This is a genomic window from Thalassobacterium sedimentorum (assembly GCF_031127905.1).
Lineage (GTDB): Bacteria > Verrucomicrobiota > Verrucomicrobiia > Opitutales > Coraliomargaritaceae > Thalassobacterium > Thalassobacterium sedimentorum.
Genome location: NZ_JARXIC010000013.1, coordinates 99,252 through 122,435, shown reverse-complemented (window position 1 = coordinate 122,435; position 23,184 = coordinate 99,252). Strand labels below are relative to the sequence as shown.

The 23,184-nt window shown below is 50.2% G+C and carries 20 protein-coding genes and 2 tRNA genes; 16 read left to right on the top strand and 6 right to left on the bottom strand.

Going from position 1 to position 23,184, the window contains the following annotated elements; translation table 11 throughout:
* Positions 1 to 119: 119 nt before the first annotated feature.
* Positions 120 to 1,202, bottom strand: coding sequence for a ribonucleotide-diphosphate reductase subunit beta (locus tag QEH59_RS09840; RefSeq protein WP_308985197.1), 1,083 nt, complete (start codon positions 1,200 to 1,202; stop codon positions 120 to 122).
* Between the two features lie 515 nt (positions 1,203 to 1,717).
* Here QEH59_RS09840 and QEH59_RS09835 point away from each other — a divergent pair.
* The 8 genes from QEH59_RS09835 to QEH59_RS09800 all read left to right on the top strand — a co-directional run bounded on the left by QEH59_RS09835 (position 1,718) and on the right by QEH59_RS09800 (position 8,080).
* Positions 1,718 to 2,296 carry an RNA polymerase sigma factor gene (locus QEH59_RS09835; protein WP_308985196.1) on the top strand — a complete coding sequence of 193 codons (579 nt, stop codon included), beginning with the start codon at positions 1,718 to 1,720 and terminating at the stop codon, positions 2,294 to 2,296.
* 36 nt (positions 2,297 to 2,332) lie between these two features.
* On the top strand, positions 2,333 to 2,743 hold the full coding sequence (locus tag QEH59_RS09830) for a hypothetical protein (RefSeq protein WP_308985195.1): 411 nt from the start codon (positions 2,333 to 2,335) through the stop codon (positions 2,741 to 2,743).
* 4 nt (positions 2,744 to 2,747) lie between these two features.
* Entirely contained in the window at positions 2,748 to 3,227 is a 480-nt protein-coding gene (locus tag QEH59_RS09825) for a DUF3106 domain-containing protein (RefSeq protein WP_308985194.1), read from the top strand.
* A 92-nt stretch (positions 3,228 to 3,319) separates the two neighbouring features.
* Positions 3,320 to 3,392: transfer RNA gene (locus QEH59_RS09820), tRNA-Lys, on the top strand.
* 21 nt (positions 3,393 to 3,413) lie between these two features.
* Positions 3,414 to 3,489 (top strand) — tRNA-Thr (locus QEH59_RS09815).
* 439 nt (positions 3,490 to 3,928) lie between these two features.
* Complete coding sequence (locus QEH59_RS09810) at positions 3,929 to 5,644, top strand: alpha/beta hydrolase-fold protein (protein ID WP_308985193.1); 1,716 nt, start codon at positions 3,929 to 3,931, stop codon at positions 5,642 to 5,644.
* 202 nt (positions 5,645 to 5,846) lie between these two features.
* Positions 5,847 to 7,010 carry a XylR family transcriptional regulator gene (locus QEH59_RS09805; RefSeq protein WP_308985192.1) on the top strand — a complete coding sequence of 388 codons (1,164 nt, stop codon included), beginning with the start codon at positions 5,847 to 5,849 and terminating at the stop codon, positions 7,008 to 7,010.
* A 125-nt stretch (positions 7,011 to 7,135) separates the two neighbouring features.
* On the top strand, positions 7,136 to 8,080 hold the full coding sequence (locus tag QEH59_RS09800) for a DUF4886 domain-containing protein (protein ID WP_308985191.1): 945 nt from the start codon (positions 7,136 to 7,138) through the stop codon (positions 8,078 to 8,080).
* Positions 8,081 to 8,400: 320 nt separating this feature from the next.
* On the opposite strand, the gene QEH59_RS09795 is transcribed toward QEH59_RS09800, so the two are convergent.
* Positions 8,401 to 10,146: a hypothetical protein gene (locus tag QEH59_RS09795; protein WP_308985190.1), complete on the bottom strand. Its 1,746-nt coding sequence runs from the start codon at positions 10,144 to 10,146 to the stop codon at positions 8,401 to 8,403.
* A 287-nt stretch (positions 10,147 to 10,433) separates the two neighbouring features.
* Between QEH59_RS09795 and QEH59_RS09790 the strand changes: the two genes are divergently transcribed.
* On the top strand, positions 10,434 to 11,204 hold the full coding sequence (locus tag QEH59_RS09790) for a hypothetical protein (protein ID WP_308985189.1): 771 nt from the start codon (positions 10,434 to 10,436) through the stop codon (positions 11,202 to 11,204).
* A 170-nt stretch (positions 11,205 to 11,374) separates the two neighbouring features.
* Here the strand turns inward: QEH59_RS09790 and QEH59_RS09785 are convergent, their stop codons facing one another.
* Complete coding sequence (locus QEH59_RS09785; RefSeq protein WP_425609239.1) at positions 11,375 to 12,883, bottom strand: sialate O-acetylesterase; 1,509 nt, start codon at positions 12,881 to 12,883, stop codon at positions 11,375 to 11,377.
* A 307-nt stretch (positions 12,884 to 13,190) separates the two neighbouring features.
* Between QEH59_RS09785 and eno the strand changes: the two genes are divergently transcribed.
* The 4 genes from eno to QEH59_RS09765 all read left to right on the top strand — a co-directional run bounded on the left by eno (position 13,191) and on the right by QEH59_RS09765 (position 16,321).
* Positions 13,191 to 14,474 carry a phosphopyruvate hydratase gene (gene eno, locus QEH59_RS09780; RefSeq protein WP_308985187.1) on the top strand — a complete coding sequence of 428 codons (1,284 nt, stop codon included), beginning with the start codon at positions 13,191 to 13,193 and terminating at the stop codon, positions 14,472 to 14,474.
* Between the two features lie 181 nt (positions 14,475 to 14,655).
* The gene (locus QEH59_RS09775; RefSeq protein WP_308985186.1) at positions 14,656 to 15,075 is read left to right on the top strand and encodes a SufE family protein; all 420 of its coding nucleotides are present in this window, start codon (positions 14,656 to 14,658) and stop codon (positions 15,073 to 15,075) included.
* 99 nt (positions 15,076 to 15,174) lie between these two features.
* Positions 15,175 to 15,879: a TatD family hydrolase gene (locus QEH59_RS09770; RefSeq protein ID WP_308985185.1), complete on the top strand. Its 705-nt coding sequence runs from the start codon at positions 15,175 to 15,177 to the stop codon at positions 15,877 to 15,879.
* Positions 15,872 to 16,321 carry a DUF983 domain-containing protein gene (locus QEH59_RS09765; protein WP_308985184.1) on the top strand — a complete coding sequence of 150 codons (450 nt, stop codon included), beginning with the start codon at positions 15,872 to 15,874 and terminating at the stop codon, positions 16,319 to 16,321. The genes QEH59_RS09770 and QEH59_RS09765 overlap by 8 nt, the downstream gene beginning before the upstream one ends.
* A 250-nt stretch (positions 16,322 to 16,571) precedes the next feature.
* Here QEH59_RS09765 and QEH59_RS09760 read toward each other — a convergent pair whose 3' ends face one another.
* Positions 16,572 to 17,828, bottom strand: coding sequence for a diaminopimelate decarboxylase (locus QEH59_RS09760; RefSeq protein WP_308985183.1), 1,257 nt, complete (start codon positions 17,826 to 17,828; stop codon positions 16,572 to 16,574).
* A 94-nt stretch (positions 17,829 to 17,922) separates the two neighbouring features.
* The gene (locus tag QEH59_RS09755; protein WP_308985182.1) at positions 17,923 to 18,291 is read right to left on the bottom strand and encodes a hypothetical protein; all 369 of its coding nucleotides are present in this window, start codon (positions 18,289 to 18,291) and stop codon (positions 17,923 to 17,925) included.
* A 73-nt stretch (positions 18,292 to 18,364) separates the two neighbouring features.
* Here QEH59_RS09755 and QEH59_RS09750 point away from each other — a divergent pair, with 73 nt between their 5' ends.
* The 3 genes from QEH59_RS09750 to QEH59_RS09740 all read left to right on the top strand — a co-directional run bounded on the left by QEH59_RS09750 (position 18,365) and on the right by QEH59_RS09740 (position 22,014).
* A complete protein-coding gene (locus tag QEH59_RS09750; RefSeq protein WP_308985181.1) occupies positions 18,365 to 18,877 on the top strand; it encodes an NUDIX domain-containing protein in 513 nt (170 codons plus the stop codon).
* Positions 18,878 to 18,915: 38 nt separating this feature from the next.
* On the top strand, positions 18,916 to 20,166 hold the full coding sequence (locus QEH59_RS09745; protein WP_308985180.1) for an FtsW/RodA/SpoVE family cell cycle protein: 1,251 nt from the start codon (positions 18,916 to 18,918) through the stop codon (positions 20,164 to 20,166).
* A gap of 87 nt (positions 20,167 to 20,253) precedes the next feature.
* Positions 20,254 to 22,014 (top strand): Rne/Rng family ribonuclease, encoded by a 1,761-nt coding sequence (locus QEH59_RS09740; RefSeq protein WP_308985179.1) that lies wholly within the window; start codon positions 20,254 to 20,256, stop codon positions 22,012 to 22,014.
* A 98-nt stretch (positions 22,015 to 22,112) separates the two neighbouring features.
* Here QEH59_RS09740 and QEH59_RS09735 read toward each other — a convergent pair whose 3' ends face one another.
* Positions 22,113 to 23,180, bottom strand: coding sequence for a hypothetical protein (locus QEH59_RS09735; protein ID WP_308985178.1), 1,068 nt, complete (start codon positions 23,178 to 23,180; stop codon positions 22,113 to 22,115).
* Positions 23,181 to 23,184 lie beyond the last annotated feature (4 nt).

Below are 23,184 nucleotides of genomic sequence, written 5' to 3'. Positions count from 1 at the left end.
GTATAGAGAGATAAGCAGGCGTGAAGAGGCCCGTGCCAGGCATCATATTATGTCTTTGGGAAACAGAGCCTGCTGGATGAATGCAGGCTCCGTGCGGTAGGATTTTCTATTGAAAGAAATTACAGCTCGTCATCGTCGACCGAACCAAGCGCGGAGGCCTTTTGATATTCGGTGACGCGACCTTCGAAGAAGTTTTGCTCCTTCTTAATATCCATCATTTCGGCCAACCACGGAAACGGATTCTCGGTGCCGGAGCTGATCGCTTTCAGGCCCACGTCTTCTAGGCGGCGATCGGCGATGTAATCAATATATTGGCAAAACTCGTCCGCGCTCAGGCCAACTGAATTCACAGGTAAGCAGTCGCGAATAAATTCCTTTTCCAGCGAGACTGCCTCACGCATGAGGTCGCGCAGCTCTTCCTTAAACTCGGGGGTCCAGACGTCCTCATTCTCTTCGATCAGATCCATGATCAAATTGCGGAACACCTCGATGTGATTGGACTCATCCCGCAGGGTGTAGCGGAACATTTGGCCGATACCAGGGAACTTGTTCTGACGATAGAGCGAGAGCACCATGCCGAAGAGACCGTAGAACTGCGTGCCTTCCATGCATTGCCCAAAGAGGAAGAGGTTTTTAGTGAAAGCCTGCTTATCCTCGGTGGTCGTCAAATCCATGTCGCGACGCAGCGCGCGCGAGTTACTGACCACGAAATTAGTCTTTTTCTCGATGGTGGGAATGTCTTCGAACATCGCCTCACACTCGTGCGGGTTAATTCCGAGCGAGCTGATCATATAGACCAAGGAGTCGGCGTGGATATTTTCCTCATGAGCGTGACGGCCCAGCAAGAGCTTGAGCTCTGGAGCGGTGACCAACTCGCGGGTGACGTGCTGCACATTGTCCCCGACAATGCCTTCGGCCGCAGAAAAGTAGCCGATCGCCATCTTGATAATCCAGCGCTCGGCATCGGAGAGGTCAGCACTGCGCCAAAGCTCCACATCCTTCTGCATAGGAATATCCTCCGGCTCCCAGTGATTATTCTTCATCGTCTTGTACAGATCGTAGGCCCACTGGTATTTGAGCGGCAGGATATTAAAGAACATGGTATCCTTACCATTAATGATCTTTTTGGCCGCAAAAGCCTCTTCAGCTTTGGCTTGGTCAAGGACGAAGGTTTTATCACCGATTGTGTAGGTTTTTTCCATGGATAGTATGCGTAGTTCTAGGGAGGAGATTTAGAAAAAAAAGATGAAGTCACAAATGCGGGGAAACAAAGAAAGCTCACGCCGCAGCTGAAAGTGTTGAAAGGTAGCGAGATAGTGCGCTGAAGGCAGTAAGTCGCACCAAAATGATGCGCGCAGCATGGAAGCTCAGAATTCTCACGTCAACACCAGACACACAATATATCGTAAGTTTTAACACAAGCACTACTAGATCTAGTAATTATGAACCATTTATTCACAACTTCTGTCTGAGCAAGTCTCAAGCCGTAGGCAAGACAGAGATACATATTTACCAAAGAAATTTACACTAAAACTCGCTGGCAAAATCACATCCGATTGATTTATAAATGCATAGAGATGTTAAGCTCCCTCATCCCACTCAAATTCAGTGCAACTTTTTGAGCAAGCCGACGATTAAACCTCTACATATGGCAACTACTCTTATAAGTTACACACCGTCGAGGTGGGGCGAACAAGTCGCCTCCCGCCCTCGAAATATGCATACCACATCGACAGCCACCTCTCCGCCCATTGAAGACATCGACAGCGCCTGCCTCAGAGCACTGGCAGATGGCGATCGCGCCGCATTTGCACAAATCGTCGAGCGCTGGCAAACACGCCTGATTAATTTCTTCTATCGCGCCACAGGCAACCGCGCCGACGCGGAGGATCTTGCGCAAGAGACCTTCATCGAGCTCAACCGAGCCGCCGCCCGCTACCAAGCGCAAGGAACCTTCAATGCGTTCATCTTCACACTTGCTCGCCGTCGACTCATCGATGGCTACCGAAAAAAAGCCCGCCGCCCACTTGAATTTGTCGATCCGGGCGAATACTTCATGCAGAGCCAACCAGAAGAAAGCGATCAAAGCCGTGAAATTGAAGAAGCCTTCCATCGCGCACTGGCTGCATTGCCGGACAACCAGCGCAGCGCCATACTAATGCTTCAGCAACAGGGTCTCAGTTATGACGAGATCGCACAATCCTTGGATGCTAGCGTTAGCGCCGTCAAAACATGGATTCACCGCGCGCGCACCCACTTGCGCCAAGAATTAAAAGATCTGTGCCAGCAAAATTAGCATTCACTCAGCCACCATTTCAACTCCCACATCAAAATGAAACCGAACCACAACAGCGACCCGCTCGACCAACAAATCGACGCCCTCTTCGCCAGCCGTCCACTCAAACCCAGTGAGGACTTCACTGCGCGTGTGCTCGCTGCAGCCGATGCCGACAATGCCGACACAAAGCCACACAGCAAACACCCACTGTCCAAGCTGATCAAATTCGCCTTACCGCTGGCAGCTGCCATCACAGTGACCGTCAGCTTACTACAATTCGAATCTCAGCCTGGCGAGCCGAGCGCGAACAGCGTCAGTAGCCTCTCCAACAACTTAAACTCGGCTGAAGCTCAGGAGATTTTTCTCCTCGAAGAAAGCCTCGCCAATCTCGCCACCCTCAGCACCACCGAACTGGGCACCCAAAACCTGCTAAGCACCTTGGACGCCCTCTACCTAGAGATCTAATTCTATGAAAAGCGTATTCACACTCATCACCCTCACCCTCGTCTGGCTGGTGCCGCTTTCAGCGATTCCACCACAGGATGAGCGTCCACCGCAAGACAGACGAAACGAAACGCGCATGCTGCACCACCTCCTTCAAATGGAGCAACAAGACCTCACCGCACTGCGAAAAACAATCGAACGCATCGAGCGTATGACACCCGAAGAAAAGGCACTGCTGCGTGAACGTATCAGTAAACTCGAAAAAATGAAGCCCGAGCGGCTGGAAGCCATGCGCGAGCATTTCGAGTCCATTGATCCCGAAACACGCGAAGCCATGCACCAACGCTGGCTGGAAATGAGTCCGGACGAACGCCGCAACTGGCGCCAAAAGCTACACGATCTCCCCCAGGAGGAGCGAATCAATCTCCTCAAAGAGCAAGGCTTCCTCCCGACTCCAGGCAAACCACCAAAGGGTGCGAAGCCTCCAACTATACCTGAAGAATAATTTTATAAAAAAAATAAATCCATGGCTTGACAGACAGGAGTTCAGTAACAGTCTCCGCATCTTCGTTCGTGATTAACGTCACTGACACACCTGCTGGATTAGCTCAATTGGTAGAGCAGTTGACTCTTAATCAATTGGTTCGGGGTTCGAGTCCCCGATCCAGTAGGCACAGTTTTTTTATACCAGGCCACCTTAGCTCAGTTGGTAGAGCAGTTGATTTGTAATCATCAGGTCGTCAGTTCGACTCTGACAGGTGGCTCCATTTAGAAAGCCCTAAGCAGCAAATGCTTAGGGCTTTTTTTGTGTCCGCCTCCCTCGAGCCCCCTCCTACCAGCACTCCAAACTGTCTCCCAACATTCTAGTAATGTTCACTTAAGATTACCGAATCATTGCGACCTGGATCTCCATTAGTATGACACCTCCCAGACAGGATGCGAGACACTACCGATTGACAGGCGAGACACGCTGGAGAATCAGCAATAAGGCAATACAATACGGCGTTCACCTCAAGCATACCTCAGAAAACCACCCAGCTCCTTAAGAACTACAGAGAAACAGTCCTTCTCACATTGGCCTTAAAATTTAAAGTTAATTAAAAACTAAATACTTTACATAATAAGTCAAAGCCGCGTTTACTACACACGCCTGAAAGCTCTCCGTCGCCTACACACGCAAAGCTCTCAGCAAAATTCAACAACACGATGAACATATCAAAATACACAAAGCGTCTCATTGCATGCTGCACATTATGGTTCACTTGCACTTCGCTGCATGCAGTACCACATGTCACAGGTTTGGCTGCAAAAATGCGATCCGGACAGGTTATTCTCACTTGGGATGAAGACTCTACAGTCGAAGGAATTACCTACCAGGTCTTTGCATCCCCGCACCCAATCACCCCTGAAAAGCTCGAAAATGCTTACAAGGTAGGTCAACACATCGAAGCAGGCAGCGCCTGCGACTGGTGGCAAAACCCAGCTTCATTCCAAGCAGATGCACCATCGGACCGCAGTCACGGATTTATCATCGATGGCATCGAACTCGACCCAGCCAGTGGCCTTTTTGTACATACAGTCACCCCCAAAGATCCAGATGAAATGTATTTTGCAGTGCTACCTTCAAACGCATCTGCCACACACATCCAAATGGGCGCGAACAGTCTAGCCACCCCCATCAAGACTCACGTTGCTCCACCACAACCCATTCAACTCAAAGCAGCGCCTGCAAGTGGAAGCGCAAGCGGCAAATCCCTGACTCTGGTACTACATGGACTCGGTGGCGGCCGCGATCCTCACAACACCTCCAACTTCCTCTTATTTGGAGATGCACGCCAAGGCTGGAGACAAGGTTTGGCTCGTAAATTCACCGTGACCAGTAACTCAGAAGGCATCATCATCGAACCTCGCGACTGGATGTGGATTGGCCGCCCACTACTGCACTCCAAAGACCCCCGCGATCATGCACTCGCCATCAATACCTGGTGGTACGGATGCAACGACCGCATCTACGATGCAAAAGAGGCTCTTAATGGAGTCGTCGTCAATTATACAGAAGAGCACCTACTCTACCTCGTGCGCTGGGCTCAGAAAGAATACGGAACTGATCCCAATAAAACACACATTAAGGGGTTATCGATGGGTGGCAGTGGAGCCATCTCGATGGGATTTCACCATCCAGAAACATTTGCTACAATTTTCAGCTCCGTACCTATAGTGGCCTATACCAAGCGAGCTGGAATCGACGGAAAGTCCAACCTCCCGCTACTCAACGCGCTGTGTGGGCGAACCTGCGACGAAACAGTAATGACCAACGAAGGAATCTCAATCATTGAACGAATGAATAGCGAACGCATCGCTCGTGAACACATCGGCGATCTCCCATTCTTAGTTTTCAGTAATGGTCGTAATGATCGTCCCATCCCTTGGATCAACAATCCTCCGTTCTACCACGCACTGAATGAAGCAAAGAGGGGGTTTGTAAGCTACTGGAACAATGGAGGACATGATATGTGGAAATCCGTCCCCGACGACGTCACAAACTACTACACATCACAACCAATACAGCTCAACAAAAGCTACCCTGCCTTCAGTAACAACTCAACCAATCGCAAGCCTGGCAATGGCTCACGCAAGGATGGCGACGCGACAGGCTGGATCAATCGTGGCCTCTATTGGAGTGATGTCATCGAAACGGCAGACCGCTGGCAGATCTCCTTACACGCGAGAGGAGACTTCCTTCCGAGCAAGCTCACCCTAGACCTCACCCCACGTAATCTACAAAAGTTTAAAATAATGCCAAACGAAATACTACTGGTAAACGGCCAGCAACAACAAGCCAGTAGCACCGGCACCCTCACCGTGAACGGCGTAACTATTCACAAGGGCGCTCCCACTCACTTACACATTCAACGCCTATAGTAAACCATCAAAATATGAGTCAGTAAAATCACAACAAACAAGTCACAATACTTTACTTAATTCTGTAATTTTGTGGACTTGCCCTGCGTGCGCAAAAAGGCTAACTATGTAATCATTCGAAGCTATGACCATGCTTACTAAAATAATCCGCATCTAATCTGGACTTTTAGTTAAACATATTCTTAAATTCGCCAAAATACTAATGGCTTTACAAAAAAAAATACTGATGGCCTTCGACTGGTACGACACCAGCATCCATGAAGGTGTCGCCAATTATGCCCGCGAACACGGTTGGTTTCTCAATACTCACATGGCCCGCACTGGGCAGTTCCCCATCGGATGGGACGGAGATGGCATTGTCGCCCTAGCGTCCACTGACAAAACACTCAATTACTTAAAATCTCTGGATCTACCGACCGTCGACATGGGCGGACACTTCCCCGACTTTCAACAAGTATTGGGGGACCACCACCAGACTGGCGTCATGGCGGCAGAGCACTTTCTAGAGCGCAATCACAAACATTTTGTATTTTTCCACGTTCAAAACAGCCGTTTGGAAAAAGAGATTTCGACCGGATTCATTCAAACTCTCAATGCCGCAGGCTACGAATGCGAAGAAGCCTCTTGGAAGAAAACAGCCGCAACAACAGAACACGAGATTCGCTACCATGACGTACAGAAATGGATTAGCGAAGCCTTTGCACGCCTGCCGCGCCCCCTCGCGGTATTTTGTCAAAATGATGACACCGCAGCACTCATTCTAACCGCAGCGCTCGAGGCCGGTTGCTCAATACCAGAAGAAGTGGCGATCTTGGGTACTGGTAATTCTGAACTCATTTGCAAAAATCTTCCAGTAGCACTCTCCAGCATCGGAGCCAATCTCAAAGGGCACGGCTATACATTGGCTAAAACGCTAGATGCGATCATGGAAGGAAGGCGTACCACCAAGGCTCCAATTCGAATTGAACCAGGACGCATTCACGTGAGGAAATCGACCGACTTCCTAGCAGTCACGAATCCTCACGTGCTAACAGTGCTACGCGAAATCTGGAAAAATTACGACCAACCGCTCAACATTGACGTCTTACAAAAACTAGTGCCGATCTCGCGTTCCGGGCTCTACAATGCCTTTATTGAAGATGTCGGTCGGCCAATGGGTAAAGAACTCACCCGCATCCGCATCCTAAAAGCCAAAGAGATGCTTGCCGACACCAACCTACAAGCAACCGAAATTGGTGAACGCTGCGGGTTTAATAGCTTAATCAGCTTCAGTCGTGCATTCTCACAAAACACAGGCATGAGCCCCCTACACTACCGCAATGACGTTCGCCGCCACCTCAAAGCAGACACAAATGTCGAGAAATAAGAATTAGCCGACCAACAAAATAAGTATCCATACAATTTTAAATGGTTCATATATAAACTTCTGAACGCTTAATTCAATGCAGATGGCTTGACACAAATTGTTATGTGAATGAAATTTTATTAATCATGAGATTAATAAATATCTGCATATCCCTATCACTCACATTACTATGCCTGACATTATCTGCCGAAACGGTACGTATTCTAGGTATTGGCAATAGTTTTACCTATAACTCGACACGCTACCTCCCCGGCATCATCCAATCAAATCCGAGACTCTCCGCAGAAGTCGGGCTGGTTGACATCGGCGGAAGCTCAATGCAACAGCATGCAACTTGGGCAAAAGAGCACGAAATGGATCCCTCGCAAGGTAGTTCCTATCGTTACGCAATCAACGGCGAAACACTGACACGGACCGCATCACTAAGAGATGTGCTACTAGATAAAGATTGGGACTACATCACAATCCAACAAGTCAGCACACAAAGCTATAAAATAGAAACTTACTACCCCTACGCCGAGGAATTGATCCACTACATCCAGAAATATGCGCCGGAAGCAGAAATTCACTTACATGAAACATGGGCGCATAATCCAGACAGTCATCGCAATATCAAATGGGGATTAGATCCAGATGAAACCTACGAGAAAATTCACGCGGCATATCATCAAATCGCTCGAGAATTTGGCTTAAAAACCGTCCCAGTAGGCACTGCATTTCAAAATGCCAAACAAGACCCACTCTGGGATTATCAACCGACAACTATCGATGTCTCAAAGCTCACCTACCCAGAAGACAAAGACAACTTACCTGACGAAAGCAAAAGCTTACACAAGATCTTCCAGTGGAAGAAAAATAAAGAGGGCGAGATGGAAGTGCGTAATGACGGGTTCCACGCCCGCGACCACGGTCAATACCTAGGCGCACTAGTCTGGTATGAAAGCTTCCTAGGAGCAGACGCACGCACAGTGACCTATATCCCGGAAGGAGTCACCACGGAACAGGCGAAATCACTTCAAGAGATTGCCCACGCCACTGTGCAAGCAAACCAGTCCGTAGAAAGAAAATAAAACTCACAGGTTCTTAAATCTATAGAAAAATAAAGCCCCCTGCAGGTCAGCAATGACCCACAGGGGGCTTTTTTGGATTCACGTATTATGCTAAAGTGATCGCGGTCGTAAACAACTTACAGCCATACCGACTGAATTTTCAATATCACTAAGCATCAGGATGCCGGGCGCAAAAGCCAAATGTTGCAAGCTTCGTCACTTGCAACATCCGCGGATTAGTCCCTGGAGAAACCACAAAATCTACGCCAGCATCTTGGCACCTGTTGCGTCTGCTCTGGGTAGCACCGTACCAGCGCCCAACAATAGAAACGCCGGTTGCTTTATGTTAATTGAAAGGAACGAGCAACTCGGTACGCATTAATGCCTTCTCGATCAACGCCTCCCTTAAAGCCAGGGCCTCCAGCCGCATTGTACCCCTGACTCGCCCCCGACTTGTCAGGACTCACCCAAAAAGAGTACAGCTTGCCTTTCTTAACATAAAACTTAAAGCGAACTTCTTTACCGATCAGAGAAGAAAGATCCTGAGCGCCTCTCCAGCCAATTTCAACAAGTGTACTATCCTTAGAAACACCGACACAATTACTCACCGAAAATGGCTCCAAAACTACACCGTTCTGATCCAAGACTTCCGCCCGGAACTCCCCCAGTGGACAGTCCACGTTCACAAACAAGTGCCTTCCCCTAAAGGTAACCGGTCGAGTCGTCAACGTGCCATATTCACCAACAGAGGACATAGAAGCAAAACCATCGCGTCGCAGCGTCGCGATGCCGGTACTTCCATTATGATACATCCCGTTCGCTCGATGCCCGCCTTGGGTCTTCTCAGTATCTCCGGCAAAGCCAGAATAATAGAACCACAATTCATCGCCCACAATAGAACAAATACCACCGACAGATTGGACATAGCCACGATCCCAATTCCCATCCACACGCGCGGCAGGAATAAATGCCTCACGATGCGAACGATCCCAATGAAAACCGTCGCGGCTAAATGAAACCTTTAGCTCCGTAATTTTGGGAATACCTTGCTTCGCACATTCATTGTTCCCCGGCCCTAAATGTATCTGATGCAGTCCAAGCATTAAACTCTCATAACCAACAGCCGATAAATTATAGAGCTGGGCATTATCGCCGATATCAGGATCCGGCAAATCCAAATGATCTGCGCCCGCCCAGAAAACTGCAGACTCGGCATCCCACTTTGCACCTTCAAAAAAATCATCATGCTCTCGATAGAATCGCGCACGCCCAGAAGGCACACGTGGCAAAGCCGATGAAGCAAAAGAACGAATACTGTAGACCCATTTCTTGCGAAATGGATTGTAAAACATAGTACTGCGGTCTCCACACGGCCCCGTTTCAACCGGCGTACTCCAGTGAATCCCATCCGGCGAGGTCATACTAAACCCACTCGGCAAGGTATTGCCCGGAGCGCGTGTAAACATTTTGAAGCGCTCCTGCGGATTCGTAGTAAAGTGATCCAAAAAAACGGTGGATGAATCAGGAACCAAATATGGCAAGATACGATTGGTGCCAGGAATAATCCCAAGGTCGGGACGTTCCCAGTGGATACCATCCCGACTGATCGCATACCCACTGGTAAGCAACCAACCGCACTCATACCACATCTTAAACACCTCATCTTTCGGATCCCACCAAACTCCACCGTCTTTGGGCGCAGCCACTGGATTACTTGCCTGCGTTCCATAAATCAGCCCTTTCTCAAAATCAGTTTCAGGCTGCAATATTGGATTATTTTCCAGCTTCTTTGCATTATGAAAGGTACGTTTTAAAGTCGTTTGCTCTATCAAAAAATCATCTACAAACATCTGCCGCCCGACATCAATAGGAACCACTGCAGGTGGCCGCTCCAAATAAGGCACTGGCATCGGAGCGTATGAACTCGGACTCATATCCTGCGGAGGCCAGACCTCTGGGAGCCGAATACCATTATACAAAAACTTACTCGAACTTAAATCCAAGTTCTGAGAAAAAGCGACTCGCGGGGTCAAGACAGCAGCAAGGCCACTTAATGCTGTTTTTTCAATAAAATCACGTCGATTCATAATAATTAAAGCAGGAACAATTGATACTAAAGTAGTTCATGCTTAACAATTAGTCGCATGCGTCAAGATTTCTTTACTATAAGAGGCAAAACTCACGACGAAGATTTTCCACAAAGCAACAAATAGCTTCAATACTCAAAATAAAAGTAAACAAGCCCCTCAATGATCACAAAAAGCAATCACCAATTGCGGTTCACAGACTAGTCATGACAATGAAAACCCTTGACCAAGTCTACTTAGAATTAAAAATTCACTCACAATTAATCATTTATTCCTAAATATATAAAATGAGCCCACTTCCTATCATGCGACACAAGTATCCCCAGCTCCTCATTCTCTCAATCACTTTATTATGCGCCAGTGCTCAAGCAACCCTGGAACAACTCGTCTACGACGATTTTGAATTCAGAGGCTCCATCAGCACTGGCGACACCTTATTTGGCCGTAGCACTGCGGTTGGACAAACGCTCTATGACTACCCTTCACGCCTCCCATTTCAATACTCTGAAATTAACGGAGATGAAGTCGCCAGCGCCAAACCACGGACACGAAACAGCGCCACATCTTTCGCAATCCCCAACATGCCTCAAACAGGCACCATTCGCATCGACGCAACAGTCAATTTGAACCAGAATAATTTCGATGGCATTGCGGGCGCCTGGATCGGCTTCACTGGGGACGACAGCATGGGCTTACTTTACGGAACCTCAAGCGAACATGTGGCACTACGCTTTCTGCCCACCACCAAAGATGCAGGGCGCATTCAACTGCGCTCTACAGTCAATTCTAAAAAGAATGCCTCACTCTCAACACAGGCCTTGGAGATTCACAATAATCACGACTACCAACTATCGCTGGAGTATGACCTCGATACAAACATAGCCACTGCCACAGTAACTAACACACACACTTCGCAATCCATATCCACCTCAAGCACGCCGCTACATTCGATCGTCCTAAGTAAGGGACAATTCGATTTCACCGCGATTAAAGCCAAAACCCCGCTGGAAGGCTTACCTTACTTCAAGGAAATTGCAGTTGCCCACAGCCCCCGATAAGCCACCCAACAGCACCCGCCCTCAATCACTTGGCAGGCCGGCAAAACTTATAATTATAGAGGTAGCGAGATGGTTTCCTGCCCTTAAAGGACCTCCATCAAGAGCAGGAAATAAAATCTCAGCCGATTTACAAGAACTCACAAAGACTGCTACTGCAGAACCCCCCCCCCCTACCAATCGTCAGTTCGGAACGGTGTTACTTGCAAACCATTACGATCTTCTAAATTCGCAACCGGATTAATGGCCCACGCATAACGCACGGCGACAGGTTCGGCAACCTGATCACTCGAAACCACCACCTGGTCTTTACCGACAATTTTAGCATCGGCCCAAACGAATTTTTGATCCGCACCTGCGATACTAAAGCCTTTAACCTCTGTCACATCAAAAGCGCGCAGTCCCCCATCACTGACGTGATCGAAGCGAAGCGTCACAGTGTTTCCCTCAACCTCCATCGATGCGTAACGCGGACTATCACTGGCGACATCAAAGCCATAATCCTTCGCCAACGCATGTCGCACCAAGCGATCGGCCACAGTTTGCTTATCACGAGGATGAATATCACGCCCCTCGCCCGCATCAATGATCACTGCCTCTCCTGTATTGGGCAATGAGAGTGTCATGGTCTGTGCCTCACGTAACTTCGCCCAAGAATGATCACTGGGTTCAGTTGTCTCTTTTTGGTAATCTGCCAATTGCACCCAGTAGAACGGAAAGTCTCCCTGCTGCCAAAGTTCACGCCAAGTCGTAATCATCAGCGGAAAGAGCTCGCGGTATTGCTGCGCGCGACCGGCATTACTTTCCCCTTGGTACCAAATTGTTCCACGTATGCCATAGCCGGCCAGGGGATAAACCATACCATTGTATATATTCCCCGGCCGATGCTGATTCGTGCGCGGATCGCTAGGCCAGCGTTTACGGGGATCGGGCTTACCAGCAGCCTCCCAGGCGCGATATTCCGCAACCTTTTCTGCGTGTATTTCATCACTATAAGCAGCGGCACGCTCAGCCCATAATTGTATATAATCACTAAAAGTATCGGATTGCTTCAGAACATCACGCGGAACCCAAGCTTCGGCAGAAGAGCCGCCCCACGAATTATCGATCAAGCCGATCGGCACATCCAATGCATGCTGCAAGCGTTTACCATAAAAATACCCAACGGCTGAAAAATCTGCAACCGTCTCCGAAGTAGCCAGCTGCCACTCGCCTTTAAAATCGTCTTGCAACTGCTGGGTTCCATTCTTCGAAACCGTGATCAGACGAATCTGTGGATTGTTTGCTGTCGCCAGCTCAACATCCGCGTGGTTGGAATTACGCACGCTCCACTCCATATTCGACTGACCGGAGCAAAACCAAACTTCCCCCACCAACACATCTACAAAGCTTAGGACATTATTCCCAGTCACACTCAAAGTATAGGGGCCTCCAACTTCCAGAGGACTCAAATTGACGCGCCATTTACCCTCCTCATCAGCAACAGCCTGATGCGACTGCCCACCGATTTCAACAGTGACCGCCTCCCCCGCATCGGCAGTTCCCCAGACGGGGTTGGCCTGCTCACGCTGGAGCACCATATGATCACCAAATATACTCGGCAGGCTCACGTCAGCTTGCGCCGTCAAGCACAAGCCAAGAATTGATAAATATGCGGGAAGAAGGGGTTTCATTTTTTGCATAAGATTGCTAGTCTTATGTAAAAAATTACGATGTGAAGCTTAATACAAAAAAAAGTTCTGTCGACCGCTGCCAAAGATCGCCCACAATACAGCGCTCAATAAGCATAGACTAATCCCAAAGAGCCTAGGCATAAGATTCGCTTATCAATAAGTTTGCTTCTTCTAAATCATAAAGATTACTTATTCACGAATCATTGACAGTTAAAGCAGGAGCTGCAAAACAACAGCCTTGTTGTCCAATTATTCGACTGCGTACGCAGGTGAAGGCAACAATTTCATCTCACATAGAAACCAAATCGCTTTTACTATGAGCACTATCATCACAGATATCCGCGCCCGCGAAGTCATCGATTCTCGGGGCAATCCAACCGTCGAAGTCGACGTCGAGCTTGACTCTGGCATCATCGGCCGGGCTGCAGTTCCATCCGGAGCCAGCACAGGTGAACACGAAGCTGTTGAGCTTCGCGATGGCGACAAGGCTCGTTACCTAGGTAAGGGCGTCTTGAAGGCCGTCGACAATGTCGATAACGTCATCGCTCCGGAACTAGTGGGCTTGGATGCTTGCGACCAACTCACCATTGACAAAACAATGCTGGCCCTCGACGGCACAGCCAACAAAGGAAAACTCGGTGCAAACGCGATGCTCGGTGTTTCGCTGGCAGTGGCTCACGCAGCAGCCGACGCACTCGGCCTACCACTTTACAAGTACATCGGCGGTCCCAATGCCAAGGTGCTTCCAGTGCCTATGATGAACGTTATCAACGGTGGCTCTCACTCCGACGCACCGATCGCATTCCAAGAGTTCATGATCCGTCCAATCGGCGCCAAGACATTCAGCGAAGCGATCCGCATGGGTGCTGAGTGCTTCCACAGCCTCAAGAAGGTGCTTCATGATCGTGGCCTCAGCACAGCTGTAGGTGACGAAGGTGGTTTCGCTCCTACATTCGAAGGCACTGAAGATGCGCTCGACACATTGAGCAAAGCTGTTGAAGCGGCTGGTTATAAGGTTGGCAGCGACATCACCTTCGCACTCGACTGTGCATCCTCAGAGTTCTTCAGCGACGGTGTTTACGACTACACCAAGTTTGAAGGCGAAGGCGGTGCAAAGCGCAACTCCGAAGAGCAAGCTGCTTACCTCAAGGAGCTCACCGAAAAATATCCAATCGATTCTATCGAAGACGGTTGCGACGAAAACGACTGGGATGGCTGGAAAGCGCTCACAGACGCGATCGGTGACAAAGTCCAACTCGTCGGCGACGACCTTTTCGTCACCAACGTGAAATTCCTACAAAAGGGCATCGATCTAGGCGTCGCCAACTCGATCCTCGTGAAGGTCAACCAAATCGGCACTCTCACCGAAACACTCGAAGCCATCGAACTGGGTAAGGTCAACGGCTACAACTCCGTCATCTCTCACCGTTCCGGTGAGACAGAAGACACTACAATCGCCGACATTGCTGTCGCGACGAATGCAGGTCAAATCAAGACTGGTTCGATGAGTCGCTCCGACCGTATCGCAAAATATAACCAACTTCTACGCATCGAAGAAGAGCTAGGTGAAAACGCGATCTACGCTGGAACACTCAAGTAATCTTTTCGATTCCATTTAAGCAAAGCCCTGCCGTGCCAACGGCAGGGCTTTTTTATGCAAGACAGGCGTCCTCCCTGTCACTCCAGCGCGACGCAGACGACAGACTTGAGTGTCTGTCTTACATAACCCTCTCATTTTTGACTTCTAAATTCCTCTGGCTAGCTTCTAACTCTGAAACACTATGAATTTAGAAGAAAAGAAAAACGCACTGGTCGAGGAGATCACCCTCATTCCCGATCCCTACGAACGGCTGGGCTATATCGTGGACCGTGGCAAGAAAGCCAAAGGTCTGCCCGAGGACTTACGGATCGATAGCTTTAAGATCGAGGGCTGCATGTCACAACTCTGGGTGGTACCTTGCTATCAAAACGGACTCTGCGAGTTTCAATCGGAGTCGGATTCTGCCATCGTCAAGGGTATCGCCAGCCTACTCTGTGATTTCTACAGCGATGCAACACCAGAGGATATCATTAAGACTGATGCCGACTTTCTAGCCGAGGTGGGCATCACCCAGCACCTGTCTCCCAATCGCCGCAACGGACTGAGCCGTATCGTGGAATCCATCCAACGCTTTGCTCAGTCCTGCCTAGCAGAATCCTAATTCGTTGGGGCTGCACCATGGCACTCAAGTTCGTATGGTCTTCACTAGTGTAGCCTCCGCTGATCAAATAGATGGCACCGAACCGAGCGACACAACCCAATGAAACTCTACGACGCTCATAGCCATCCACACGCAGCACTCAGTCATCCGGTCGTACTCAATGGAACATGTCCAGCAGATTGGCCGCAACTACTGAAGCTCGCGCATCAAGAGCCACAAATCATTCCCGCAATCGGTCTGCACCCTTGGCAGGTGAATGAGGCACCAAGCGATTGGCAAGCTAGCTTTCTCAAACACATCACTGCAGCCAGAGCAATCGGCGAAATCGGCCTCGACCAATGGGTAGACGGCTACGATATCCAACGGCAGCAATACGCGTTCATCTGGCAACTCAGGCAAGCCGCCACGCATAATTTACCAGTATCGATCCACTGCTTGAAAGCTCTTGACCCACTACTCGGCATCTTAAAAGCGCAACCCTGCCCCTCACGCGGCATTCACCTTCACGCGTATAGCGGCTCGGCCGAACAAGTGGCACAGTTGGCCCAACTCGGAGCCTATTTCTCATTTCACGCAGCTCAACTGAGTAACAATGCAAAGAAAGCGTCCGCCGCCGTTCGAGCCGTGCCCGCAGATCGGCTCTTGATTGAAACCGATGCACCGGACACGTTGAAAACTTCGACCAGTCCCACGGAATTCCTCTTAAATGGCTACCAACGTATCGCCAAACTGCGAGAAGTCGCAGTGGAAGCTCTCGCACAGCAAGTCGCCGACAATTTTACCCGCTATTTTATAGATGATTGACCACACACTCAAGCCTCTGCCCAAAGTTCGCCGCAGCGATATTGTAGATCGCGGCTTACGCTGCCAGTGTCCCAACTGTGGACAAGCTAAAATCTTTCGGTCGACTTTAAAGATCAACCATCGCTGCCCCTACTGCGGTATGACTTTAGAACGCGGCGATGGTTACTATCTCGGCCCACTCTGTATCAATTACGGAATCGCAGTTTTTGGCGTCGTCGCGCCGCTACTACTGGCGGGGTTTGCAGGCTGGATACCTTTTAGGCCAGCAATGATAGCAGCCGGAATCGCAGCGCTACTATTACCGCTGCTATTCTACCGTCTCTCTTGGAGTTTGTGGCTGATGAGCTACTATTTCTGCTTACCCGACGAATTGCATGCCAACCGCCCTGAAGACTGTGATGAATTATTATTCGAAGAAGAACAGAGGAACTTCGAACATTGAACGTCCGACATCCAATGGTGAATTGGAGATACGCGGGCTTGCATACACGACACGAGGGAGAATGGGGCGAACACTCGATTGTGAATTATTGATCATTCGACCTTCACCTATGACGTAGCCGAGTGCTTTAGCCTCGGTTCGAGCGTTCGACTAGCCGCAGCCGGCCCAACGCCAACGGGGTTAGAGTCCCCCGCTACAAGTTCACATTCAGAATTGGACGTTCGACGTTGGACGTTGGACGTTCTACATTCTAAACTTCGTTAGCCCAGATCTCTGCGAGCGTTTGACGACGGCGAATCAAGCGCGGCGCGTTCGATGTATCTAACATGACTTCCGCAGCTTCTGGATATGAATTGTAGTGCTTAGGCGTCATCGCCGAAGCATAGGCCCCGGAGCCATCGATCACGCAGTAGTCACCAATCGTGGCCTCGGGCAGCTCACGCGTCGCCAACAGTTCCGGATCGCCTGGCGCAGGTGTCAAAATATCCCCCGACTCACAGCAGTGGCCCACCACCACGTATTCTTTAGAGCTGGCGGATTCTTCACTCTGCAAAAGACAGATCGGATGTTGCGCCCCGTAAATGGAGGGACGCAGCAACTCAGTCATACCAGTGTTGAGTTTAATAAAATCATAGCCCGCCTCTCCGGTAGAGACCACGTCTTGCACCTTAGAAAGCAAAGCACAGGCATTGGCAACTAAGAAGGTGCCCGGCTCGACTTCGAGACGAATCTTGCGACCAGTCTCCGCTGCGAACTCCTCAAATTTCTCCTTAATCGGCTGCCCCACGATTTGCAGGTCGGTCGACTTCTCATCGGGCATACGCCCCACTTTAAAGCCTCCACCGAGGTTGAGTGTCACCACATCAGGAAATTGACGCACCATCTCAAAATTCATCTTCGACACTTTGAGCCAAACCTCGGGATCGCTGCCAGAGCCGATATGCGTATGAATGCGCACCGCGGTGAGCGAATACTTAGCCAAGAGCTCTTTGATCTGAGGAATCCACTCATACCAGATACCGAAACTGGAAGATGGGCCGCCCACATTGGTGCGATTGTTACCACCCGAGCCAGCACCAGGATTGATGCGAATGCCCACTTCGCCGCCGGGCTTAAGTTGACCAAAGCGCTCCAGCTGAGCCAACGAGCAAGCGTTCAGTTGAATACCTGCGTCCAAGAGCTCGCCCAAGTCCTCTGGCAATTCTTGCGCACTCAGACTGATTTTCTCTGCGGCAATACCTGCCGCCATCGCACGGTGCACCTCATGGCCGGACGACGCATCAATGTGCAAACCAGCCTGAGCAAAGAGCTTCAAGATCGCGGCATTCGGAGACGCTTTCATCGCATAACGAGCCGTCAAGCCGAAGGCATTAGGAAAAGCAAGCACCGCGGCCGCATTGGCCTCTAAAGTCTTTTGGTCATAGACATAGACGGGCGTGCCGAAGTCTTCGGCAACTGCATGAGCGGTCGTGAAATCGAGAAAACGGGGCTGTATTTTTTGCGCCATGAGTGAGAGCAAATGCGCTTCATCCGCTCAGGCAAGCGCGAAACCATGCAGCTTCGAACTTCCTCCACTCCTAATTCCTCCCCTGATTCGAGCATCAAACTTTTGTCCGTGGCTCTGCGCGTTCACAACCATAGCTCTCCAACATATCCGCAACCAAAGTCGGCAAATGTGTCAAATTCGCACCTGCACCAGCGGCCTCGCCCGCACAACACACATAGCCCAACTCATCCTCCAGCGACATCTCGAGCCCACGCGCATCCAACCACGCCCGCACCGTGCGCAAGGATTCCACCCATTGCCGCAGCGAGTAAGCGCTCTCATCCGTAGAATTAAAGAGCTGCTGGCGTACAGCAGCCCTCTCAGCTCCAGTAAAATTCGCCTCTAAAAACGCAAGTAACTGCGGCGAATCCGCAAACTGCTGCTTAAAAACTTCTGCACCTAAACTATCAATGATTTCAACCATGAGAGAGTCCTGACATAGAGAGCTACAAACCGCAAGCGACTCTAACGGCCTTAGCACAAATTTCACAGTATCTATGTTGAGTCTTGCTCCTGAGGTAATCTGCATTTGGCTGTATCCTACAACCATGCGTCATATTCGAACAGCGGCACGAGCTCTCATAATTTTAAACAAAAAAGTCCTTGCGATTAAAATGCGCGATCGGACGGGGGAATTCTACATCCTCCCGGGCGGCGGCCAACGCCACGGAGAGACCCTGCGCCAGGGGCTCAAGCGCGAGTGCCTGGAAGAAATCGGCACAGATGTCGAGGTTGGTGAGCTCCTATACGTCAGAGAATACATCGGCAGGAACCATGAATTTCGCGATTCACACCGTGCCTTTCACCAAGTCGAAAATGTTTTTCGCTGCTCACTGCCGAACCCCGACGGGATCGGCCCTGGCACGGAGCATGATAAAAAGCAAGTGGGCGTCGAATGGATCCCACTGGACGATTTGAATAATCGCCGTTTCCTACCAGAGGTCATCAAAGCTTTTTTCAAAGATGACGATTTTATCCCGGCCGGTAATTACCTTGGCGATGTGAATTAGTTGCCTCATTCGCAGTGCCTACTTTTTAATTTACCCACGTGTCCGTCTATCGCCGTATCTTTAGTAAAAAGTACCAGAACCTGATGTATCCAGGGGAGCGGCTACGCTTCGACATCATCAATCCACTGTGTATTTTCTTACTTTGTAGCATTGGACTGCTCTTTATCTATTCCGCGCAAATCTCTTACGACGGCGGACATTGGAAGCGGCAGCTATTCTTTATTCTAGTTGGTGTAGGCAGCTACACCACAATTTCAGCGGTCAATTACAAATTAATCCTACAATATGCTCATTTCATCTATATTGCGGGAATTTTTGGATTATTACTGACTATGCCCTTCAGTCCAATCAGCGTCGATCAAATGGGTGCCCGACGCTGGATTGACGTCGGTATAAGAATCCAACCGACCGAAGGCGCCAAAATCGGCACTCTGATTATGGCGGCCAGTATCCTAGCCCGATCCGAGATCGGAACCGTCAAAGATTCGCTGCTGGTGCTGACCAAAGTGGCCGCTGTCTTTTTACTTCCAATGTTGTTGATTTTCCTACAACCCGACCTAGGTTCCTCGCTTGTCTTTCCACCAATGATTTTCGCTCTGCTATATGTTTCCCGCTTGTCGGAGAAATTTTTCTTAAGTGCATTCGCCGCATTCGCGATCGCACTGGCAGTGTTGGGAGTCGATCTTTACGGTTATAGCCAGCATTTAGAAGCTCAGCGCGAAGCGAAAAATACTGGTAGTTCAGAGGTGATCAGCGACTACCAATCGTTGCTCCCCATTCACAATTATCAAAGAAACCGGATCCTCACCTTCGTCGCTCCCGACGTAGTGGATCCCACTGGCACCGGTGCAAGCTGGAATGCCAATCAAGCAAAAATTTCTGCCGCAACTGGTGGATGGTCGGGCAAAGGGTACCTCAAAGGTACTCAAGCGCAGCTCGGCTACCTCCCACAAGCGGTGGCACACAATGACTTTATTTTCTCCGTTATCGCGGAGGAAACAGGCTTTCTTGGAAGCGCGTTCGTCGTCGGGCTATTTTGCCTGATGGTCGCCAACGGCATACGTATTGCCGGACTCGCAAGAGATCGATTTGGAATGCAACTGGCCATCGGTGTCAGTATTCTATTCCTCGTCCACTTCTTCATCAACATTGGCATGACTATCGGCATCACCCCGATTACCGGACTACCGCTTCCGTTTTTAAGTTACGGAGGCTCCTTTGTTCTGAGCTGTTTTATTCTACAAGGTCTTGTACAAAGTGTATATCGGTATCGAAAGGATTTTTCATGATGCAGATGCACCCACACACATACAGATTCGATAGTCAAAACAGCCAGAACTTGGGATCCCCACCTCACCCACGGGAAACCAAGACCAATGAACGACGAATCAACTACTCAAAACACTTCTAACAGCGAAGCGAACAGCGACGATCAATATACTGAAGAGCTCACATCTGCTCCCAAGGAAAAAAAGACAGAACGCATCGACACCCGCGCACTCAAAGATGACGCTGCGAAACGCGAGAAAACACAACCGCTGATCACACGCATCGTCAAAGCAATCAAAGCTGAAAAGAAATCTTACACCGAACTCATCATCAATTCCGAACCCTTGGAAAAGCGCGTAGCCCTACTACAGGACGGCGTACTAGAAAAGTTCGAAGTCGAGCGTACTGGTGAAGCTCGCGAAGTCGGTGCAATCTTCAAAGGGCGCATTCAAAATTTGGAGCCGGGACTCAAAGCAGCCTTCGTCGACATCGGTGAAGATAAAAACGCCTTCCTGCACTATTGGGACATTCTGCCCGCTGCCAAAGACAATACGATCGAGATTGTCCGCGATAATAAATCGGAAAAGCAACGTAAGCGCGAAGCCGAAAAAATCACTGTTAAAGACATTCCAAAACTCTACCCCATCGGTAGTGAAATCGTACTGCAGATCACCAAGGGGCAAATTGGCACCAAAGGTCCACGCACAACCACTAATATTGCGCTCCCCGGCCGCTTCTTGGTATTGATGCCTTACACAGGCACGCTGGGCATTTCTCGCAAAATCGAAGATAAAAAGGAGCGCTCACGCCTCAAAGGTATCTTACGCGACCTCACCTTGCCCGAAGGTATGGGCATCATCGTGCGCACTGCAGGCGAAGGTAAAAAAGCCCGCTACTTCATACGTGACCTCCACATTCTACTCAAACGCTGGGAAGTTATCAACCAACGCATGGAGGCCACCAAGAAACCAGCTTGCCTCTATGTCGAGCCCGACATCGTCGGCCGTACTGTGCGCGACTTCCTGACAGAGGAAATCGACCGCGTGATGGTGGACAAGAAAGAAGACTACGACAATATCATCGAGGAAGTGACGAAGATTTCCCCGCGTTCGAAGTCGAAGATCCATCTGTTTAAAGACGACATTCCGGTATTCGAGCGCTTCAACATCGAACGCCAGATTGAACAGACTTACATGCGCTGCGTGCCACTCCCCGGCGGCGGTGAAATTGTGATCGAAGAAACGGAAGCACTCATCTCGATCGACGTGAATACTGGCTCCCACAAGAACAAGAATAAGGACGGCAAGGACTTTATACTTCAAGTCAACCTGGAAGCGGCCACAGAGATCTGCCGTCAAGTGCGTCTGCGCAATATTGGTGGTCTCATCATCCTCGATTTCATCGATATGAAGGCGAAAAAAGATCGCAACGCCGTGCTCGCACGCATGCGTCGCGAAATGGCGAGCGATAAGGCCAAAAACCACATTCTGCCAATTTCCACGCTCGGCATCATGCAAATGACTCGCCAGCGCCACTCCGAGAGTCACTCCAGTGGGATCTACACCGACTGCCCGTATTGCCACGGTCGCGGTTCGGTCAAGAGCTCCCGCACCATGAGCGTCGAAGTGCAACGTCGCCTAATCAGTGTCATCCGCCACATCCGTGCACGCGATGGCCACGATAAAGAGGTCGCCCTACGCGTGCTACTCCACCCGACCAACCTCGAACGCCTGCGCCAAGAGGATGAGGATCTGCTACTGGAGATCGAGCAATCCTACGGCGCACGCCTCTCCTTCCGTGCCGATCCGATCTATCACGTCGAGAATTTCAAGATCATCGACATCGAGAGCGGACAAGAACAGCGCTAAGCGGATAGGCCGAAACGAGCCATACGACACATTCTTCAATGGATCTAGGTGCACGCCACCTAGGTCCATTTTTTTTGAATGGGTATAAGCAGAAAAAATCACAATTCGCGCGCATAAGGCTGCTGCAAGGCATACCCTTCGCCGTCTTCCAACTTGCCCGGCCAATCGATCAGATTATATCCGGCCAATTTCGCGGCGCGAAGCACCACCGCATTGAGAAAGCGCTCGTAATAAAAAATCGCATAAGGCTCCGGCACCGGCGATTGGATGATCACGGGCGGGTTCACTCGCTCCAATAAAGGACTTAAACGCGCGACCAGATCCAGTGCCGCCGGCTGCTCACTGGTAAAAATCCAACGATGCCCGGGCTGCGCGCGTTCGGCTTGAAAGGGACCATGCGAATAATCAAACAAATCTCGAATACGTGGCGGTGCACAAAACACGGTCTCCAGCACCTTGGCCGCTAAATTTTGCGCATAGAGCGAGCTGCAATCACTAAAATAAAAATCAACACCCGCCAAAAGCTCGTGAGCGCAGCGCTCCAGCAGCTCGGTGTCGGGCAAGTCGACCGCCCAGACGGCATCCAGCATATCGGAGATCCTGGCCTGAGCTACAGTAGACTGAGCCTCCGCAACTGAGGCCGCGACCTTCCACGCCGCCAATAAAGCACAGGCAGGCCCGATGATGCGCGGCAAAATTTCAAATTCATCCTCCATCGGGTGCGTCACAATGGAAGCGCCCTCAGCTTCCAAATCCTGCAAGAGCTGCGCACGGTCAGTCTTGCCGGCTTGGCGCTGTCCCTCCAAGGTGGACGAAGTCACCAGCGTCAAACCCGCAAACTGTGATCGCCGCGCCAGCACGATCTGCGCGTTGGGCGAGAGCCCTTGGGTAAAAACGACCAAATGCTTACGCGCGCTGGCGGCCGGCAGCTCGCCATAAAATGCACAGGTCGGCAAAAATTCCGCATGTTGCTGCGGGATACGGTTCAGTTGCGCCTGCAAATACTTAGCGGCCGCCTCCGAACTCCCAATCCCAGTAGTGATCACCTCGCGGGCCGCACCGGCAAAGACAGGCGTCGGCAATGACGGAGCCAAAGTTTGCCGTAAACACTCCGGAACTTGTTCAATCCGTTGTGCCAAAATATCAAGTCCGCGTTGCAAGCTCATAGCC

Coding starts and splice junctions, on each gene's coding strand:
- QEH59_RS09840 (WP_308985197.1), bottom strand. CDS start 1,202: ATGGAAAAAACCTACACAATCGGTGATAAAACCTTCGTCCTTGACCAA.
- QEH59_RS09835 (WP_308985196.1), top strand. CDS start 1,718: ATGCATACCACATCGACAGCCACCTCTCCGCCCATTGAAGACATCGAC.
- QEH59_RS09830 (WP_308985195.1), top strand. CDS start 2,333: ATGAAACCGAACCACAACAGCGACCCGCTCGACCAACAAATCGACGCC.
- QEH59_RS09825 (WP_308985194.1), top strand. CDS start 2,748: ATGAAAAGCGTATTCACACTCATCACCCTCACCCTCGTCTGGCTGGTG.
- QEH59_RS09810 (WP_308985193.1), top strand. CDS start 3,929: ATGAACATATCAAAATACACAAAGCGTCTCATTGCATGCTGCACATTA.
- QEH59_RS09805 (WP_308985192.1), top strand. CDS start 5,847: ATGGCTTTACAAAAAAAAATACTGATGGCCTTCGACTGGTACGACACC.
- QEH59_RS09800 (WP_308985191.1), top strand. CDS start 7,136: ATGAGATTAATAAATATCTGCATATCCCTATCACTCACATTACTATGC.
- QEH59_RS09795 (WP_308985190.1), bottom strand. CDS start 10,146: ATGAATCGACGTGATTTTATTGAAAAAACAGCATTAAGTGGCCTTGCT.
- QEH59_RS09790 (WP_308985189.1), top strand. CDS start 10,434: ATGAGCCCACTTCCTATCATGCGACACAAGTATCCCCAGCTCCTCATT.
- QEH59_RS09785 (WP_425609239.1), bottom strand. CDS start 12,883: ATGCAAAAAATGAAACCCCTTCTTCCCGCATATTTATCAATTCTTGGC.
- eno (WP_308985187.1), top strand. CDS start 13,191: ATGAGCACTATCATCACAGATATCCGCGCCCGCGAAGTCATCGATTCT.
- QEH59_RS09775 (WP_308985186.1), top strand. CDS start 14,656: ATGAATTTAGAAGAAAAGAAAAACGCACTGGTCGAGGAGATCACCCTC.
- QEH59_RS09770 (WP_308985185.1), top strand. CDS start 15,175: ATGAAACTCTACGACGCTCATAGCCATCCACACGCAGCACTCAGTCAT.
- QEH59_RS09765 (WP_308985184.1), top strand. CDS start 15,872: ATGATTGACCACACACTCAAGCCTCTGCCCAAAGTTCGCCGCAGCGAT.
- QEH59_RS09760 (WP_308985183.1), bottom strand. CDS start 17,828: ATGGCGCAAAAAATACAGCCCCGTTTTCTCGATTTCACGACCGCTCAT.
- QEH59_RS09755 (WP_308985182.1), bottom strand. CDS start 18,291: ATGGTTGAAATCATTGATAGTTTAGGTGCAGAAGTTTTTAAGCAGCAG.
- QEH59_RS09750 (WP_308985181.1), top strand. CDS start 18,365: ATGTTGAGTCTTGCTCCTGAGGTAATCTGCATTTGGCTGTATCCTACA.
- QEH59_RS09740 (WP_308985179.1), top strand. CDS start 20,254: ATGAACGACGAATCAACTACTCAAAACACTTCTAACAGCGAAGCGAAC.
- QEH59_RS09735 (WP_308985178.1), bottom strand. CDS start 23,180: ATGAGCTTGCAACGCGGACTTGATATTTTGGCACAACGGATTGAACAA.